Below are 16317 nucleotides of genomic sequence, written 5' to 3'. Positions count from 1 at the left end.
AACCTTTGCGGACCATATGATGGCGAAATGCGCCGAGTATAAACCCGTTACCCGCCGCTCTGATCGACTCCGAGCCTGGCATTCGGTTCAGCGCTGGTCACCGAATGTTTCAGCGCAGCCCCGACTCCTGGGCCTGCCACCAGTGGCAGAACTCATCCAGCGCCGCCCACAGGCTGACCTTGGGCTCGTAACCCAGATAATGCCGTGCGCGACTGATGTCGAGGGTGAAATCTTTGTTCATGACCTGCATCCCCAGCCGGGACAGGGTCGGCTCCGGGCGGCCCGGCCAGAGTGCGCAGGCGGCTTCGTTGAGGGCCGCGACGCTGTAGGCCAGCCCGTAGGAGCGGTAGCGCGTCACCTGCGGCACCTGCATCTGGCGCATCACGTAGTTGACCACGTCCCACAGCGGCACCGGCGTGCCGTTGCTGATGTTGTAGACCTTGCCCAGGGCCGAACCCGTGACCTGCAGGCAGCTGAGCAGCGCCTCGTTGAGGTTCTGCATGCTGGTGAAGTCGACCTTGTTCAGGCCATTGCCGACGATCGCCAGGCGCCCCTTGCGCTGCATCTTCAACAGCCGCGGAAAGATGCTCATGTCGCCGGCCCCGGTGACGAAGCGCGGGCGCAGGGCGAGCACTTCCAGGCCGAACTCCTGGGCACCGAAGACCTTCTGCTCGGCGAGAAACTTGGTTGCCGCGTAGGGATGCCGGAAACGCTTGGGGACCTGTTCCTCGGTCAGCCCCAGATGGGAGCGACCATCGAAATACACCGACGGCGAGGACAGGTGCACCAGGCGTCGTACCTGCTCCTTGAGACAGGCCTCGACGACATTCTCGGTGACCAGCACATTGCCTTGGTGAAACGCCTGGTAGCGCCCCCACAACCCCACCGCACCGGCACAATGCACCACGGCCTCGACGTCCCGGCACAGCTCGCGCACCAGCTGCGGATCACCCAGGTCCCCCTGGATGAACTCGGCCCCACGGCGCACCAGGTGCTCGACGCCCTCGGCCCGGCGACCATTGACCCGCACCGCATAGCCCTGCTCCAGGGCGCAACGCGCAAAGCGCCCGCCGATAAAGCCGCTCGCGCCGGTGACCAGAATTTTCATGTCGTCTCCAAATACCTTGATTCGTCTTGCCTGCTACTTAAACGCTGCCGATCACGCCAGAGGCACCAGCCAGTGTGCAGCCGAGCGGGCCAGGTGCTCGGTCAGGCGCCCGAGCAGTTGCCCTCCGTTGCGCCAATGATGCCAGTACAGCGGCACATCCACCGGCCTATCCGCGATCAATTCCACCAGTTGCCCGCGGGCCAACTGCTCGCGCACCTGCAACTCCGGCACCAGGCCCCAGCCCAGGCCGGCTTCGCACATGCGCAGGAAACCTTCGGACGAGGGACACAGATGATGCTCGAAACCGCCCTCCACGCCCAATGCGGCGAGGTAGCGATGCTGCAGCAGATCGTCCGGACCGAACACCAGCCCCGGCGACCGCGCCAGCGAATGGACATCGACGCCTCCCGGAAAATGTCGAGCCATGAAGCCCGGGGTCGCCAGCGCCCGGTAACGCATGGCCCCGAGCAGCACACTCCGTGCACCGGCCACCGGCCGTTCGCTGGCGCAGAGGCAGGCCGCCACCTCACCGGCGCGCATGCGCTTGAGGCCAACGGTCTGGTCCTCCACCACCAGGTCCAGCAACAGGTGGTTGGCGACACAGAACGCGCCGACCGCCTGGGCCCACCAGGTCGCCAGGCTGTCGGCGTTCAGCGCGATGCGCAGGCGTTCCGGCTGCCCCTCCTCATCCAGTGCCGGGACCTGGCCCTGCAGATCGCGCTCGAGCAGACGCACCTGCTGCACATGGTTGAGCAGGCGCCGGCCGATCTCGGTCGGGCTCGGCGGTGCGGCCCGCACCAGCACCGGCTGGCCGACCCGCGCCTCGAGCAGCTTGATCCGCTGGGACACCGCCGACTGGGACAGGCCCAGCACCTGCGCCGCTCGCTCGAAACCGGCCTGTTCGACCACGGCGGCCAGGGCTGAAAGCAACTTGTAGTCGAACATCAGTTTCCCTAATGAGCGATCACCAATATTGGTTTTTCTTATACAGGATCTCGCCGGAAAATACCCGCCAACACTCTTCGACTATCAAGGATACCGGCATGGCTGGCGAAACCTCCCTGGCAACCCTGCTGCGCAGCATGAGCCCACAACTCAATGACGGCGACTACGTGTTCTGCTCCATCGCCAACAGCAGCCTGCTGCAGGGCCGTGAAGCGCTCGGCAGCTTTCGTGAGCGCGAAGGCCTGACGGTGATCCTCAAGCGCGAGGATGCCGAGGCACTGGGCCTGCTTTTCGACTACTGCGCGGCCTGGATCACCCTCAACGTGCATTCGGCGCTGGAAGCCGTCGGTCTCACCGCCGCCTTCGCCGGCGCCCTGGGCAAGGCCGGCATCAGTTGCAACGTGATCGCCGGCTATTACCACGACCACCTGTTCGTCGGTCGCGATGACGCCGAGCGCGCCATGGCGGTGCTGCACGAACTGACCCGCACAGGAGCCTGAACGCCATGTGGCAGAGTTATGTGAACGGCCTGCTGGTCGCTGCCGGGCTGATCATGGCGATCGGCACGCAGAACGCCTTCGTCCTGGCCCAGAGCCTGCGCCGCGAACATCATCTACCGGTCGCCGCGCTGTGCGTCATCTGCGACGCGATCCTGGTGACCGCCGGCGTGTTCGGCCTGGCTACCGTGCTCGCGCACAACCCGACGCTGCTGGCCGTCGCCCGCTGGGGAGGCGCGGCGTTCCTGATCTGGTACGGCAGCCTGGCCCTGCGCCGCGCCTGCTCGAGGCAAAGCCTGCAACAGGGCGAGGGCCAGGCCGCACGTTCGTTGCGCGCGGTCTTGCTCAGCGCCCTGGCGGTGACCCTGCTCAACCCGCACGTGTATCTCGATACCGTGCTGCTGATCGGCTCCCTCGGTGCCCAGCAGACCGAGCCAGGGGCCTATGTCGTCGGCGCCGCCAGTGCCTCGCTGCTGTGGTTCTTCACCCTGGCCCTGGGCGCTGCGTGGCTGGCCCCCTGGCTGGCACGGCCGGCAACCTGGCGGGTGCTCGACCTGCTGGTGGCGGCGATGATGTTCGGTGTGGCGGCGCAACTCATCGCCGCAGGTTGATATAACAAAAGGCTCTGGAACCTCTATTCCACACAGTTGTTGCGTGGTTAAGCCGCAACCCCGGTGCTATGATCGAAGACCTGCGCCTCAAGGAGTACAAACTCCACGGCGCATTGTCGGGCCGCCCGTGATCGGCCTTGCGCTCCCCGCAACTGACCTGATTAGGAGAATAACCATGGCTTTCGAATTGCCGCCGCTGCCCTACGCACACGATGCCCTGCAGCCGCACATCTCCAAGGAAACCCTGGAGTTCCACCACGACAAGCACCACAACACCTATGTCGTGAACCTGAACAACCTGGTCCCAGGTACCGAGTTCGAAGGCAAGACCCTGGAAGAAATCGTCAAGACTTCCTCCGGTGGCATCTTCAACAACGCCGCTCAAGTCTGGAACCACACCTTCTACTGGAACTGCCTGGCGCCAAACGCTGGCGGTCAACCTACCGGTGCCCTGGCCGACGCGATCAACGCTTCCTTCGGCTCGTTCGAGAAGTTCAAGGAAGAGTTCACCAAGACTTCCGTCGGTACCTTCGGTTCCGGCTGGGGCTGGCTGGTGAAGAAAGCTGACGGTTCCCTGGCACTGGCCAGCACCATCGGCGCCGGCAACCCGCTGACCAGCGGCGACACCCCGCTGCTGACCTGCGACGTCTGGGAACACGCCTACTACATCGACTACCGCAACGTGCGTCCAAAGTATGTCGAGGCGTTCTGGAACCTGGTGAACTGGAAATTCGTCGCCGAGCAGTTCGAAGGCAAGACCTTCACCGCTTGAGACTCAAGCCCAGCTTGAAGAAGAACCCGGCCTTGCCGGGTTTTTTTATGCCCGGCCATTCGTACAGTCGTGCCCGGCAAATGGAAAGCCCACGCGCCGATCGCTGAAACGTTTACGCCAGTTCCCGCCAGATCAGCTAAATTGAAGGATGGGCCCTCAAGTTAGGCGACTACCCTACCGACACAGTACCTAATGAACCGCAAGGGACGAAAAACCGCGTTTTGGCCAGGCATACGTACCGATCATCCCCAGTCGCATTGTCCCTTTGACTGCCGGAGCCGGATTGCCAATACTCATGGCAACTTGATGCTACCCGCACGGAACAAGGAATAGCCCTTTGAAGCTGGAACTCAAGAACAGCTTGTCGGTGAAGTTGCTCCGGGTCGTACTGCTGTCGGCATTGATCGTCGGCGTGGTACTGAGCTGTGCACAAATCGTGTTTGACGCCTACAAGACCCGCCAGGCCGTCGCCAGCGACGCCCAGCGGATCCTCGACATGTTCCGCGACCCCTCGACCCAGGCCGTCTACAGCCTCGACCGGGAAATGGGCATGCAGGTGATCGAAGGCCTGTTCCAGGACAAGTCCGTGCGCATGGCCTCCATCGGCCATCCCAACGAAACCATGCTCGCGGAAAAATCCCGCGACCTGCAGACCTCTTCCAGCCGCTGGCTCACCGACCTGATTCTCGGCCAGGAACGCACCTTTACCACTCAACTGGTCGGCCGTGGTCCCTACAGCGAGTACTACGGCGACCTGAGCATCACCCTCGACACCGCGACCTACGGCCAGGGCTTCATCGTCAGCTCGGTGATCATCTTCATTTCCGGGGTATTACGAGCGCTGCTCATGGGCCTGGTGCTGTACCTGGTCTACCACTGGCTGCTGACCAAGCCGCTGTCGCGGATCATCGACCACCTGACCAATATCAATCCGGATCGCCCGGCGGCGAACCAGCTGCCCCTGCTCAAGGGCCACGAAACCAACGAACTGGGAATCTGGATCAATACTGCCAACCAGTTGCTGGCCTCGATCGAGCGCAATACCCATCTGCGCCACGAGGCGGAAAACAGCCTGCTGCGCATGTCCCAGTACGACTTCCTCACCGGCCTGCCCAACCGCCTGCAGTTGCAGCAGCAGTTGGACAAGATCCTGATCGACGCCGGGCGCCTGCAGCGCCGGGTCGCGGTGTTGGTGGTCGGCCTCGATGACTTCAAGGGCATCAACGAACAGTTCAGCTACCAGACCGGTGACCAGTTGCTGCTGGCCCTGGCCGACCGCCTGCGTGCCCACAGCGGCCGCCTCGGCGCCCTGGCCCGCCTGGGTGGCGATCAGTTTGCCCTGGTCCAGGCCGACATCGAACAGCCCTACGAGGCCGCCGAGCTGGCGCAGAGCATTCTCGACGACCTGGAGGCACCCTTCGCCCTCGATCACCAGGAAATCCGCCTGCGCGCCACCATCGGCATCACCCTGTTCCCGGAGGATGGCGACAGCACCGAGAAGCTGCTGCAGAAAGCCGAACAGACCATGACCCTGGCCAAGACCCGCTCGCGCAACCGCTATCAGTTCTACATCGCCAGCGTCGACAGCGAAATGCGCCGTCGCCGCGAACTGGAAAAGGACCTGCGCGAGGCGCTCAATCGCAACCAGTTCCATCTGGTCTACCAACCCCAGATCAGCTATCGCGACCATCGGGTGGTCGGTGTCGAGGCGCTGATCCGCTGGCAGCATCCGGAGCACGGCCTGGTGCCACCGGACCAGTTCATTCCACTGGCCGAGCAGAACGGCACCATCATCGCCATCGGCGAATGGGTGCTGGACCAGGCCTGCCGGCAATTGCGCGAATGGCACGACCTGGGCTTCACCGACCTGCGCATGGCGGTCAACCTGTCGACCGTGCAACTGCACCACGCCGAGCTGCCGCGAGTGGTCAACAACCTGCTGCAGATGTACCGCCTGCCGCCACGCAGCCTGGAACTGGAAGTCACCGAAACCGGCCTGATGGAAGACATCAGCACGGCTGCCCAGCACCTGCTCAGCCTGCGCCGCTCCGGCGCGCTGATCGCCATCGACGACTTCGGTACCGGCTATTCGTCGCTGAGCTATCTCAAGAGCCTGCCGCTGGACAAGATCAAGATCGACAAGAGCTTTGTCCAGGACCTGCTGGAGGATGATGACGATGCGACCATCGTGCGGGCGATCATCCAACTGGGCAAGAGTCTCGGCATGCAGGTGATCGCCGAAGGCGTGGAAACCGTCGAGCAGGAGGCCTACATCATTTCCGAGGGCTGCCACGAGGGCCAGGGCTATTACTACAGCAAGCCCCTGCCGGCCCGCGAACTGGGTGCCTACCTCAAACAGTCCCAACGCAGCAACACGGCGATACTCCAGTAATCGCCGCCTTACGCATATATCAAACAGTAATCAATCAACAGATTATTAGTAAATATTTCAACGACTAGTCCTTTACACAAAATGCATATCTTTCGCATTATGTGCCGGTTTTGCGCATCCCCGCGCGCACTCGTCCACCCTCTCGAAGCAGGATACTCGCCATGATTCGCATGCCTCTGGCCACCGCCAGCCTGTTGGCCCTTGCCATCGCCCTCGCCGGCTGTGGCGACAAGGACAAGGAAAAAACCGCAGCCGCCGCGCCGACACCAGCCGCCAGCGCTCCGGCCACGCCTGCCAGCGACGCTGCCGGCAAGGTTGACGAGGCCGCCGGCAAGGCTGTGGTCGCGCACTACGCCGACATGGTCTTCGCCGTATACAGCGACGCCGAATCCACCGCGAAGACCCTGCAACAGGCCATCGACGCCTTCCTCGCCAAGCCGAACGACGACACCCTCAAGGCCGCCAAGGCTGCCTGGGTAGCGGCGCGCGTACCTTACCTGCAGAGTGAGGTGTTCCGCTTCGGCAACACCATCATCGACGACTGGGAGGGCCAAGTGAACGCCTGGCCGCTGGACGAAGGCCTGATCGACTACGTCGACGCCTCCTACGAGCACGCCCTGGGCAACCCGGCTGCCAGCGCCAACATCATCGCCAACAAGCAGGTCCAGGTTGGCGAAGACAAGGTCGATGTCACCGAAATCACCCCGGAAAAACTCGCCAGCCTGAACGAGCTGGGCGGTTCCGAAGCCAACGTCGCCACCGGCTACCATGCCATCGAATTCCTGCTCTGGGGCCAGGACCTCAACGGTACCGGCCCGGGTGCCGGCAACCGTCCGGCGTCGGACTACCTCGAGGGCGCCGGCGCCACCGGTGGCCACAACGATCGCCGCCGCGCCTACCTGAAGGCGGTGACCCAACTGCTGGTCAGCGACCTGGAGGAAATGGTCGGCAACTGGAAGCCGAACGTGGCCGACAACTACCGCGCCAGCCTGGAAGCCGAGCCAGCCGAAAGCGGCCTGCGCAAGATGCTGTTCGGCATGGGCAGCCTGTCGCTCGGCGAACTGGCGGGCGAGCGGATGAAAGTGTCCCTGGAAGCCAACTCGCCGGAAGACGAACAGGACTGCTTCAGCGACAACACCCACAACTCGCACTTCTACGATGCCAAGGGCATCCGCAACGTCTACCTGGGCGAGTACACCCGCACCGACGGCACCAAGCTGACCGGCCCGAGCCTGTCGTCGCTGGTGGCGAAGGTCGACCCGGCCGCCGACACCGCGCTCAGGAACGACCTGCAAAGCACCGAAGCGAAGATCCAGGTCATGGTCGACCACGCCAACAAGGGCGAACACTACGACCAGTTGATCGCTGCCGGCAACGACGCGGGCAACAAGATCGTGCGCGACGCCATCGCCGCGCTGGTCAAGCAGACCGGCTCGATCGAACAGGCTGCCGCCAAGCTGGGTATCAGCGACCTGAACCCGGACAACGCCGACCACGAGTTCTGATCACCAGCCAGGCCGTCCCTCTTGAACAGAGGGACGGCCCCTGTAGACGGATATCCCTGTGGTGAGTGGGCTTGCCCACGCTGGGCCGCCTTGCGGCCCCAGTATCGAAGATCGCGCTGCATCAGGAAGAACGCGATAACCGATTTACGGCTGCGTTGCAGCCGAGCGTGGGCAAGCCCACTCGCCACAAGCGAACCGACCAGCCGCGAACAGGCGGTCCCGTTACAGATAACGACTGGCTCAGCACCATATTTACTGATCTGGGCAAACGCTTGCCCAGCCCCGGCCCGATAAGATTCGCGCCCTGTCCCGAACCCTGTTTCCATGCCCATGCCTTCATCACCGCTTCGCCTGTCGTCGTTACTCCTGGCTCTGCTTCTGAGTGCCTGCGATGACGCTGCGCGCTTTACCGCGCCCGAGCCCGGCGAGGCACGCTCCGGCGGCGAGACCACGGTGAACAGGAGCGATCGCAGTGCCTTTTCGGCACCGGCCGCCAATCTTTCACCAAGCCGCCGCCTGGACTTCAGCGTCGGCAACAGTTTCTTTCGCAGCCCCTGGGTGATCGCCCCTTCGACCACCACTGCCCGGGATGGCCTGGGCCCGTTGTTCAACACCAACGCCTGCCAGAACTGCCACGTCAGGGACGGTCGCGGGCACCCGCCGGAAGCGGACTCGGATAACGCCGTATCGATGCTGGTGCGCCTGTCGATCCCCGACAGCCCGGCCCATGCGAAGCAGATCGAGCAGCAGGGCGTGGTGCCCGAGCCGGTCTATGGCGGACAGTTGCAGGACATGGCCATTCCCGGCGTGGCGCCGGAAGGCAAGGTGCGGGTCGAATATGATCCGCTGCCGGTACGCTTCAAGGACGGCACCGAAGTCGAGCTGCGCAAGCCACGCCTGCTGATCAGCCAGCTGGGCTACGGCCCGATGCATCCGGACACGCGCTTTTCCGCCCGGGTCGCCCCGCCGATGATCGGCCTCGGCCTGCTGGAAGCCATTCCCGAAGGGGCGATTCTTGCCAACGCGAAGGCGCGCCAACCCGATGGGATCGCCGGCCGTCCCAACCGGGTCTGGGACGACGCCCAGGGCAAGACCGTGCTCGGCCGCTTTGGCTGGAAAGCCGGGCAGCCCAATCTCAACCAACAAAACGTTCACGCATTTTCTGGTGACATGGGCCTCACCACGACACTGAGGCCCTTCGATGACTGCACCCCAAGCCAGACGGCTTGCCGTAATGCCCCCAACGGCAATGGCGCCGACGGCGAACAGGAAGTCAGCGACAACATCCTGCGCCTGGTGCTGTTCTACACCCGCAACCTCGCAGTCCCGGCGCGCCGCGATGTCGGCGCACAGCAAGTACTGGCCGGCAAGAACCTGTTCCACCAGGCCGGTTGCCAGAATTGCCACACCCCGCAGTTCACGACCTCGGCCAATGCCCCCGAACCCGAGCTGGCCGGCCAGGTGATCCGCCCCTACAGCGATCTGCTGCTGCATGACATGGGCCCTGGCCTGGCGGACAACCGCACCGAATTCCTCGCCAGCGGCAGCGATTGGCGTACTCCACCGCTGTGGGGCATCGGCCTGACCCGAACGGTCAGCGGCCATACCCAGTTCCTGCATGACGGCCGCGCCCGCAATCTGCTCGAAGCCGTGCTCTGGCACGGCGGCGAGGCGTTGCCGGCGCAACAGCGGGTGTTGTCGTTCAATGCCGAGCAGCGCGCCGCGTTGCTGGCTTTCCTGAATTCGCTATAAGAACTCCTTCAATCAGAGGACCTGGACATGTTCCGCCCCAAACTGTTGTTCACCAGCCTCGCCGCGCTCGCCCTCGGTGCCTGCTCACCCCAGGATCCACAGGCCATCACCTCGGCCGCCATCGCCAAACAGGTGATCCTGCCGACCTACAACCGCTGGGTCGAGGCCGACCGCCAGCTGGCGATCAGCGCCCTGGCCTTCTGCGAAGGCAAGGCCAGCCTGGACACCGCCCGCGCCGACTTCCTCCACGCCCAGAAGGCCTGGGCCGAACTGCAGCCCTTGCTGATCGGGCCGCTGGCCGAAGGCAACCGTTCCTGGCAGGTGCAGTTCTGGCCGGACAAGAAGAACCTCGTCGGCCGCCAGGTCGAACAACTGGTCACCGCCCAGCCACAGATCGATGCCACGGCCCTGGCCAAGTCCAGCGTGGTCGTCCAGGGCCTGTCGGCCTACGAATACATCCTGTTCGACAGCAAGATCGACATGGCCGACAGCACGCAGAAAGCCCGCTACTGCCCACTGCTGACCGCCATCGGCGAGCGCCAGAAGAACCTGGCCGAAGAGATCCTGTCGCGCTGGAACACCAACGACGGCATGCTCGCGCAAATGAGCAAGTTCCCGAACCAGCGCTACGCCGACTCCCACGAGGCCATCGCCGACCTGCTGCGGGTCCAGGTCACGGCACTGGATACCCTGAAGAAAAAACTCGGCACGCCGATGGGCCGCCAGGCCAAGGGCATCGCCCAACCGTTCCAGGCCGACGCCTGGCGCAGCCAGTCGTCGCTACAGGGCCTGGAAGCCAGCCTGGCAGCCGCCCGCACCGTCTGGGTCGGGGTCGACAACAAGGGCCTGCGCGGCTTGCTGCCCGCCGAACAGAAGCCGCTGGCCGACAAAATCGACGCCGCCTACGCAGCATCGCTGAAACTGTTCGCCAGCAACCAGCGCTCGCTGACCGAAATGCTCGGCGACGATGCCGGACGCCAGCAGCTCAACGATCTCTATGACAGCCTCAACGTCGTCCATCGCCTGCACGAAGGCGAACTGGCAAAGGCGCTGGGCATCCAACTAGGCTTCAATGCCAACGACGGTGACTGATGATGTTGCGACGCCAGGCCCTGACCTTGGGTAGCCTGCTGCTCAGCGCGATCACGCTGGGCGGCTGGACCCTGTTCCGACACAAGGACCACAGCCCGCTGCTGCTCTCGGCCCGTGACGATGGCGAAGGCGGGCACTACGCCGTGGGTTATCGACTGGATGGCAAACAGGTCTTCGCGACCCGGGTCAACCAGCGTTGCCACGACATCATCAACCACCCGACGCTACCGCTGGCAGTGTTCATCGCCCGCCGCCCCGGCACCGAGAGCTACCTGATCGACCTGCGCGACGGGCGTCTGCTGCAGACCATCGCGTCGCAGCCGAACCGGCACTTCTACGGCCATGCGGTGATCCACAAGGACGGCGACTGGCTGTACACCACCGAGAACGACACCCGCGATCCCGGGCGAGGCCTGCTCGGAGTCTACCGGTTCGAGGGCGAGCGCCTGGTCCACAGTGGCGAGATCCCTACCCACGGTATCGGCCCGCACCAGGTCTCGTGGATGCCCGACGGCGAAACGCTGATCGTCGCCAACGGTGGCATCCGCACCGAAGCCGAGAGCCGGGTGGAGATGAACCTCGACGCCATGGAGCCCAGCCTGGTGTTGATGCGGCGCGACGGCACCCTGCTGAGCAAGGAGACCCTGGCCCAGCAGATGAACAGCGTGCGCCACCTCGGCGTGGCCAGCGACGGCACCATTGTCGCCGGCCAGCAGTTCATGGGCCCCGCCCACGAGTCGTCCGAGCTGCTGGCGATCAAGCGTCCCGGCCAGCCGTTCGTGGCCTTCCCCGTGGCCGAGCAGCAGTTGCAGGCCATGGGGCACTACACCGCCAGCGTTGCGGTGCACAGCGATCTGCGCCTGGTCGCATTGACCGCGCCACGGGGCAACCGCTTCTTCATCTGGGAACTGGACAGCGGCCAGCTGCGCCTGGACGCTCATCTTCCCGACTGCGCTGGCGTTGGCGCGGTCGCCGACGGCTTCGTGGTCACCTCTGGCCAAGGCCGCTGTCGTTTCTATGATTGCCGTCAGAAGGAGCTGACAGCAAAACCCCTGGACCTGCCTGCGGGGCTCTGGGACAACCACCTGCACCTGGTGTAGGGCCGATAGACCCTGTTCGCGGGCAAGCCGCGCTCCTACAAGTTTGCGCTGTAGCCTGTAGGAGCGTGGCTTGCCCGCGAACGGGGCCCGGTAAACCCTCCCCCACACTGACCGGACCTTCGTCTAAACTCACGCCATTGGCTTAGTATCTGCTGACAAATAGCTTCAAGGCGACGCCTGCGTGCGGGAGTTATCGTGCAAGGCGGCAGTTCGACCTTCCGTTAGCCTCGTCTCCAAGGAACTGGAATATGCTGCGTCGCCGCATGCTGATCATGTTGGGTCTCGTCCTCCTGGCCGTGCTGGCACTCGCCGGCTACAAGGCTTTCTCGATCTACAGGCAGATCCAGGTCTACTCCGCACCCAAGCCCGCCATCCAGGTTCCAGCCGTCACCGCGAGCGCCAGGCCCTGGCAGGAGCGGCTGCCCACGGTCGGCACGCTCAAGGCCCTGCAGGGCGTCGACTTGAGCCTGGAGGTCGCCGGTACGGTCAAAGCCCTGCAATTTGAATCCGGGCAGAAGGTCAAGGCCGGACAACCGCTGCTGCAACTGGACAGCGATGTCGAAAGCGCCCAGCTGGAAACCGCCCAGGCCGACCTCGGGTTGGCGGAACTGGACTACGGGCGCGGCGCCAAGCTGGTAGGCAGCCAGGCGATCTCCAAGGGCGAATTCGACCGACTCTCGGCCGTCCGGCAAAAGGACCGGGCCACGGTCAACCAGCTCAAGGCCGCCCTGGCCAAGAAGAAGATCCTTGCACCGTTCAACGGCACCATCGGCATCCGCCAGGTGGATGTCGGCGACTATCTCGCCAGCGGCACGGTGATCGCCACCCTGCAGGACCTGAGCAGCCTCTACGTCGACTTCTACCTGCCCGAACAGTTCGTGCCCAGGCTGGCGGTCGGACAGCCAGTGCAACTGGGCGTCGCCGCCTATGGCCAGGAAGTCTTCCCGGGCACCCTCAGCGCCATCAACCCGAAGGTCGATGAAACCACCCGCAACGTGCTGGTGCGTGCGACCCTGGCCAATCCCGACGGCAAGCTGCTGCCGGGCATGTTCGCCAACCTCCAGGTGCTGCTGCCGAACCCGCAGCCCTTCGTGGTGATACCGGAAAGCGCCGTTACCTACACCCTCTACGGCAACTCGGTGTATGTCGTGGCCGAGAAGAAGGCCGAAGATGGCAGCGTGCTCAAGGAGCCCGACGGCAAGCCGCAACTGATGGCCGAACGGCGCTTCATCAAGACTGCCGAGCGGCGCGACGGGCTGGTCAAGGTCATCGATGGGCTCAAGGATGGCGAGCAGGTGGTCAGCGGTGGCCAGTTGAAGCTGGACAATGGCGCACACATCGCCATCAGTCCGGACAAGATGGCTCCCACGACGTCCCCAGCCCCCCACGCGAACTGATCAGGGAGTCGATCATGGCCTTTACCGATCCGTTCATCCGCCGTCCGGTGCTGGCCTGCGTGGTCAGCCTGCTGATTCTCCTGCTGGGCTTCCAGGCCTACAGCAAACTGCCCCTGCGCCAGTATCCGCAGATGGAAAACGCCCTGATCACGGTGACCACCGCCTACCCCGGGGCCAACGCCGAAACCATCCAGGGCTACATCACCCAGCCGTTGCAACAGAGCCTGGCGAGTGCCGAAGGCATCGACTACATGACCTCGGTCAGTCGGCAGAACTTCTCGGTGATCTCGATCTATGCACGGATCGGCTCCAACAGCGATCGACTGTTCACCGAGCTGTTGGCCAAGGCCAACGAGGTCAAGAACAAGCTGCCGCAGGACGCCGAGGATCCGGTGCTGAGCAAGGAAGCCGCAGGCGCCTCGGCGCTGATGTACATCAGTTTCTTCAGCGACCAGTTGAGTAACCCGCAGATCACCGACTACCTGTCGCGAGTGATCCAGCCCAAGCTGGCAACCCTGCCCGGCATGGCCGAGGCGGAGATTCTCGGCAACCAGGTATTCGCCATGCGCCTGTGGCTGGACCCGGTGAAGCTGGCCGGCTTCGGCCTCAGTGCCGCAGACGTGACCACTGCGGTGCGCCGCTACAACTTTCTGTCCGCGGCCGGGGAGGTCAAGGGCGAATACGTGGTCACCAGTATCAACGCCAGCACCGAACTGAAGTCCGCCGAAGCCTTCGCGGCGATCCCTCTCAAGACCGCCGGTGATAGCCGGGTGTTGCTCGGCGACGTGGCGCGGGTCGAAATGGGCGCGGAAAACTACGACACCGTCAGCTCCTTCGGCGGTACGCCCTCGGTCTACATCGGCATCAAGGCCACCCCCGGCGCCAACCCGCTGGATGTGATCAAGGAAGTACGCAAGATCATGCCGGAGCTGGAGGCCCAGTTACCGACCAACCTCAAGGCGGAAATCGCCTACGACGCCACGCTGTTCATCCAGGCCTCGATCAACGAGGTGGTCAAGACCCTGTTCGAAGCGGTACTGATCGTCATCGTGGTGGTCTTCCTGTTCCTTGGCGCCCTGCGCTCGGTGGTGATTCCGGTCATCACCATCCCGCTGTCGATGGTCGGCGTGCTGTTCTTCATGCAGTTGATGGGGTATTCGATCAACCTGCTGACCCTGCTGGCGATGGTGCTGGCGATCGGCCTGGTGGTGGACGATGCGATCGTCGTGGTGGAGAACATCCACCGGCATATCGAGGAAGGCAGGAGCCCGCTGGAGGCGGCCCTCGAAGGCGCGCGGGAAATTGCCCTGCCAGTGGTGTCGATGACCATCACCCTCGCGGCAGTCTACGCCCCCATCGGTTTCCTGCAAGGGCTGACCGGCGCCCTGTTCAAGGAATTCGCCCTGACCCTGGCCGGCGCGGTGGTGATTTCCGGCGTGGTCGCCCTGACCCTGTCACCGATGATGTGCGCCCTGCTGCTGCGCCATGATGCCAATGCTTCAGGCCTGGCGCATCGCCTCGACCAACTGTTCGAACGCCTCAAGCGCCGCTACCGCACGCTGCTGCACGGCACCCTTGATACGCGGCCGGTGGTGGTAGTGTTCGCGGTGATCATCCTCGGGCTGATCCCCGTGCTACTGAAATTCACCCAGTCGGAGCTGGCGCCCAACGAGGACCAGGGCATCATCTTCATGATGGCCACCGCCCCGCAGCCGAGCAACCTGAACTACCTGAACAAGTACACCGACGAGTTCATCACCATCTTCAAGGAGTTTCCCGAGTACTACTCGTCGTTCCAGATCAACGGCTTCAATGGCGTGCAGTCGGGGATCGGCGGCTTCCTGCTCAAGCCCTGGAACGAACGCCGGCGCACGCAGATGCAGATCCTGCCCGAGGTCCAGGGCAAGCTGGCGAGCATCGGCGGGCTGCAGGTGTTCGGCTTCAACCTGCCATCGCTGCCCGGCACCGGCGAGAGCCTGCCGTTCCAGTACGTGCTCAATACCCCCAACGACTACACGGCCCTGCTGGACGTCGCCAACCGGATCAAGAAGCGCGCCCTGGAGTCCGGCAAGTTCGCCTTCCTCGACATCGATCTGGCTTTCGACAAGCCCGAGGTGGTGGTGGATATCGATCGTGGCAAGGCGGCGCAGATGGGGGTGTCGATGCAGGACCTGGGGGCGACCCTGGCGACGCTGCTCGGTGAAGCCGAAATCAACCGTTTTACCCTCGAGGGTCGCAGCTACAAGGTGATCGCCCAGGTGGAACGGGCCTACCGCGACAACCCGGACTGGCTGAACAACTACTACGTGAAGAACAGCGAGGGCAAGCTGTTGCCCCTGTCGACACTGATCACGGTATCCGACCGCGCCCGCCCCCGGCAGTTGAACCAGTTCCAGCAACTGAACTCGGCGATTGTTTCCGGGGTGCCTATCGTCAGCATGGGAGACGCCATCGAGACCATTCGCCAGATTGCCGCCGAAGAGGCGCCAACGGGGTTCGCCAGCGACTATGCCGGCTCCTCGCGGCAATTCGTCCAGGAAGGCAACGCGCTGTGGGTGACCTTCGGCCTGGCCCTGGCAATCATCTTCCTGGTACTGGCGGCGCAATTCGAGAGTTTCCGCGACCCGCTGGTGATCCTGGTGACCGTACCGTTGTCGATCTGCGGGGCGCTGCTACCGCTGTTCCTCGGCTGGTCGAGCATGAACATCTATACCCAGGTGGGCCTGGTGACACTGATCGGACTGATCAGCAAGCACGGGATCCTGATCGTCGAGTTCGCCAACCAGTTGCGCCACGAAAGGGGGTTGTCGGCCCGTGAGGCCGTGGAAGAAGCTGCGGCGATCCGCCTGCGGCCAGTGCTGATGACGACGGCGGCGATGGTCTTCGGCATGGTGCCGTTGATCCTGGCCAGCGGTGCGGGGGCGGTCAGTCGTTTCGACATCGGTACGGTGATTGCCACCGGGATGTCGGTGGGCACGCTGTTTACGCTGTTCGTGCTGCCATGCGTCTACAGCCTGCTGGCGAGAAAAGATGCCTGACGCCGCAGCCCAACTGCCATGGAAACAGTTTTTGTAGCCGCAGATAACCGGTGGGAGCCGGATTTATCCGCGAAGAGGCCCTTGAGGCCACTAGAAGCTTCGCGGATA

General features: G+C 63.8%; 12 protein-coding genes. 10 read left to right on the top strand and 2 right to left on the bottom strand.

Translation table 11 applies throughout. The features are described 5' to 3' along the window. Window positions 1–109: 109 nt before the first annotated feature. Window positions 110–1108, bottom strand: a complete 999-nt coding sequence (locus tag HU752_RS07135; RefSeq protein ID WP_186682051.1) for an NAD-dependent epimerase/dehydratase family protein — start codon at window positions 1106–1108, stop codon at window positions 110–112. A gap of 51 nt (window positions 1109–1159) precedes the next feature. Continuing rightward, complete coding sequence (locus tag HU752_RS07130; RefSeq protein ID WP_186682053.1) at window positions 1160–2053, bottom strand: LysR family transcriptional regulator ArgP; 894 nt, start codon at window positions 2051–2053, stop codon at window positions 1160–1162. 98 nt (window positions 2054–2151) lie between these two features. Between HU752_RS07130 and HU752_RS07125 the strand changes: the two genes are divergently transcribed. The 10 genes from HU752_RS07125 (at window position 2152) to HU752_RS07080 (ending at window position 16209) form a co-directional block, all read left to right on the top strand. Beyond that, entirely contained in the window at window positions 2152–2553 is a 402-nt protein-coding gene (locus HU752_RS07125) for an ACT domain-containing protein (protein ID WP_186682055.1), read from the top strand. A 5-nt stretch (window positions 2554–2558) separates the two neighbouring features. Next, window positions 2559–3161 (top strand): LysE/ArgO family amino acid transporter, encoded by a 603-nt coding sequence (locus tag HU752_RS07120; protein ID WP_186682057.1) that lies wholly within the window; start codon window positions 2559–2561, stop codon window positions 3159–3161. Window positions 3162–3336: 175 nt separating this feature from the next. After that, window positions 3337–3933, top strand: coding sequence for a superoxide dismutase (locus tag HU752_RS07115; RefSeq protein WP_186682059.1), 597 nt, complete (start codon window positions 3337–3339; stop codon window positions 3931–3933). 337 nt (window positions 3934–4270) lie between these two features. Next, a complete protein-coding gene (locus tag HU752_RS07110) occupies window positions 4271–6325 on the top strand; it encodes a putative bifunctional diguanylate cyclase/phosphodiesterase (RefSeq protein ID WP_186682061.1) in 2055 nt (684 codons plus the stop codon). 161 nt (window positions 6326–6486) lie between these two features. Beyond that, window positions 6487–7830, top strand: coding sequence for an imelysin family protein (locus HU752_RS07105; protein ID WP_186682063.1), 1344 nt, complete (start codon window positions 6487–6489; stop codon window positions 7828–7830). A gap of 330 nt (window positions 7831–8160) precedes the next feature. Then, a complete protein-coding gene (locus HU752_RS07100) occupies window positions 8161–9582 on the top strand; it encodes a di-heme oxidoreductase family protein (RefSeq protein WP_186682065.1) in 1422 nt (473 codons plus the stop codon). A gap of 27 nt (window positions 9583–9609) precedes the next feature. Next, window positions 9610–10674, top strand: coding sequence for an imelysin family protein (locus HU752_RS07095; RefSeq protein ID WP_186682067.1), 1065 nt, complete (start codon window positions 9610–9612; stop codon window positions 10672–10674). A gap of 2 nt (window positions 10675–10676) precedes the next feature. Beyond that, the gene (locus HU752_RS07090) at window positions 10677–11774 is read left to right on the top strand and encodes a DUF1513 domain-containing protein (protein ID WP_186682172.1); all 1098 of its coding nucleotides are present in this window, start codon (window positions 10677–10679) and stop codon (window positions 11772–11774) included. 248 nt (window positions 11775–12022) lie between these two features. Beyond that, on the top strand, window positions 12023–13171 hold the full coding sequence (locus HU752_RS07085) for an efflux RND transporter periplasmic adaptor subunit (protein WP_186682069.1): 1149 nt from the start codon (window positions 12023–12025) through the stop codon (window positions 13169–13171). Between the two features lie 14 nt (window positions 13172–13185). Next, entirely contained in the window at window positions 13186–16209 is a 3024-nt protein-coding gene (locus tag HU752_RS07080) for a multidrug efflux RND transporter permease subunit (RefSeq protein ID WP_186682071.1), read from the top strand. The last annotated feature ends 108 nt before the right edge of the window (window positions 16210–16317 follow it).

Origin of the sequence: Pseudomonas vanderleydeniana (assembly GCF_014268755.2) — a bacterium.
Lineage (GTDB): Bacteria > Pseudomonadota > Gammaproteobacteria > Pseudomonadales > Pseudomonadaceae > Aquipseudomonas > Aquipseudomonas vanderleydeniana.
The sequence above is the reverse complement of the archived record's forward strand: the minus strand, read 5'-3'. Positions and strand labels throughout refer to the sequence as shown.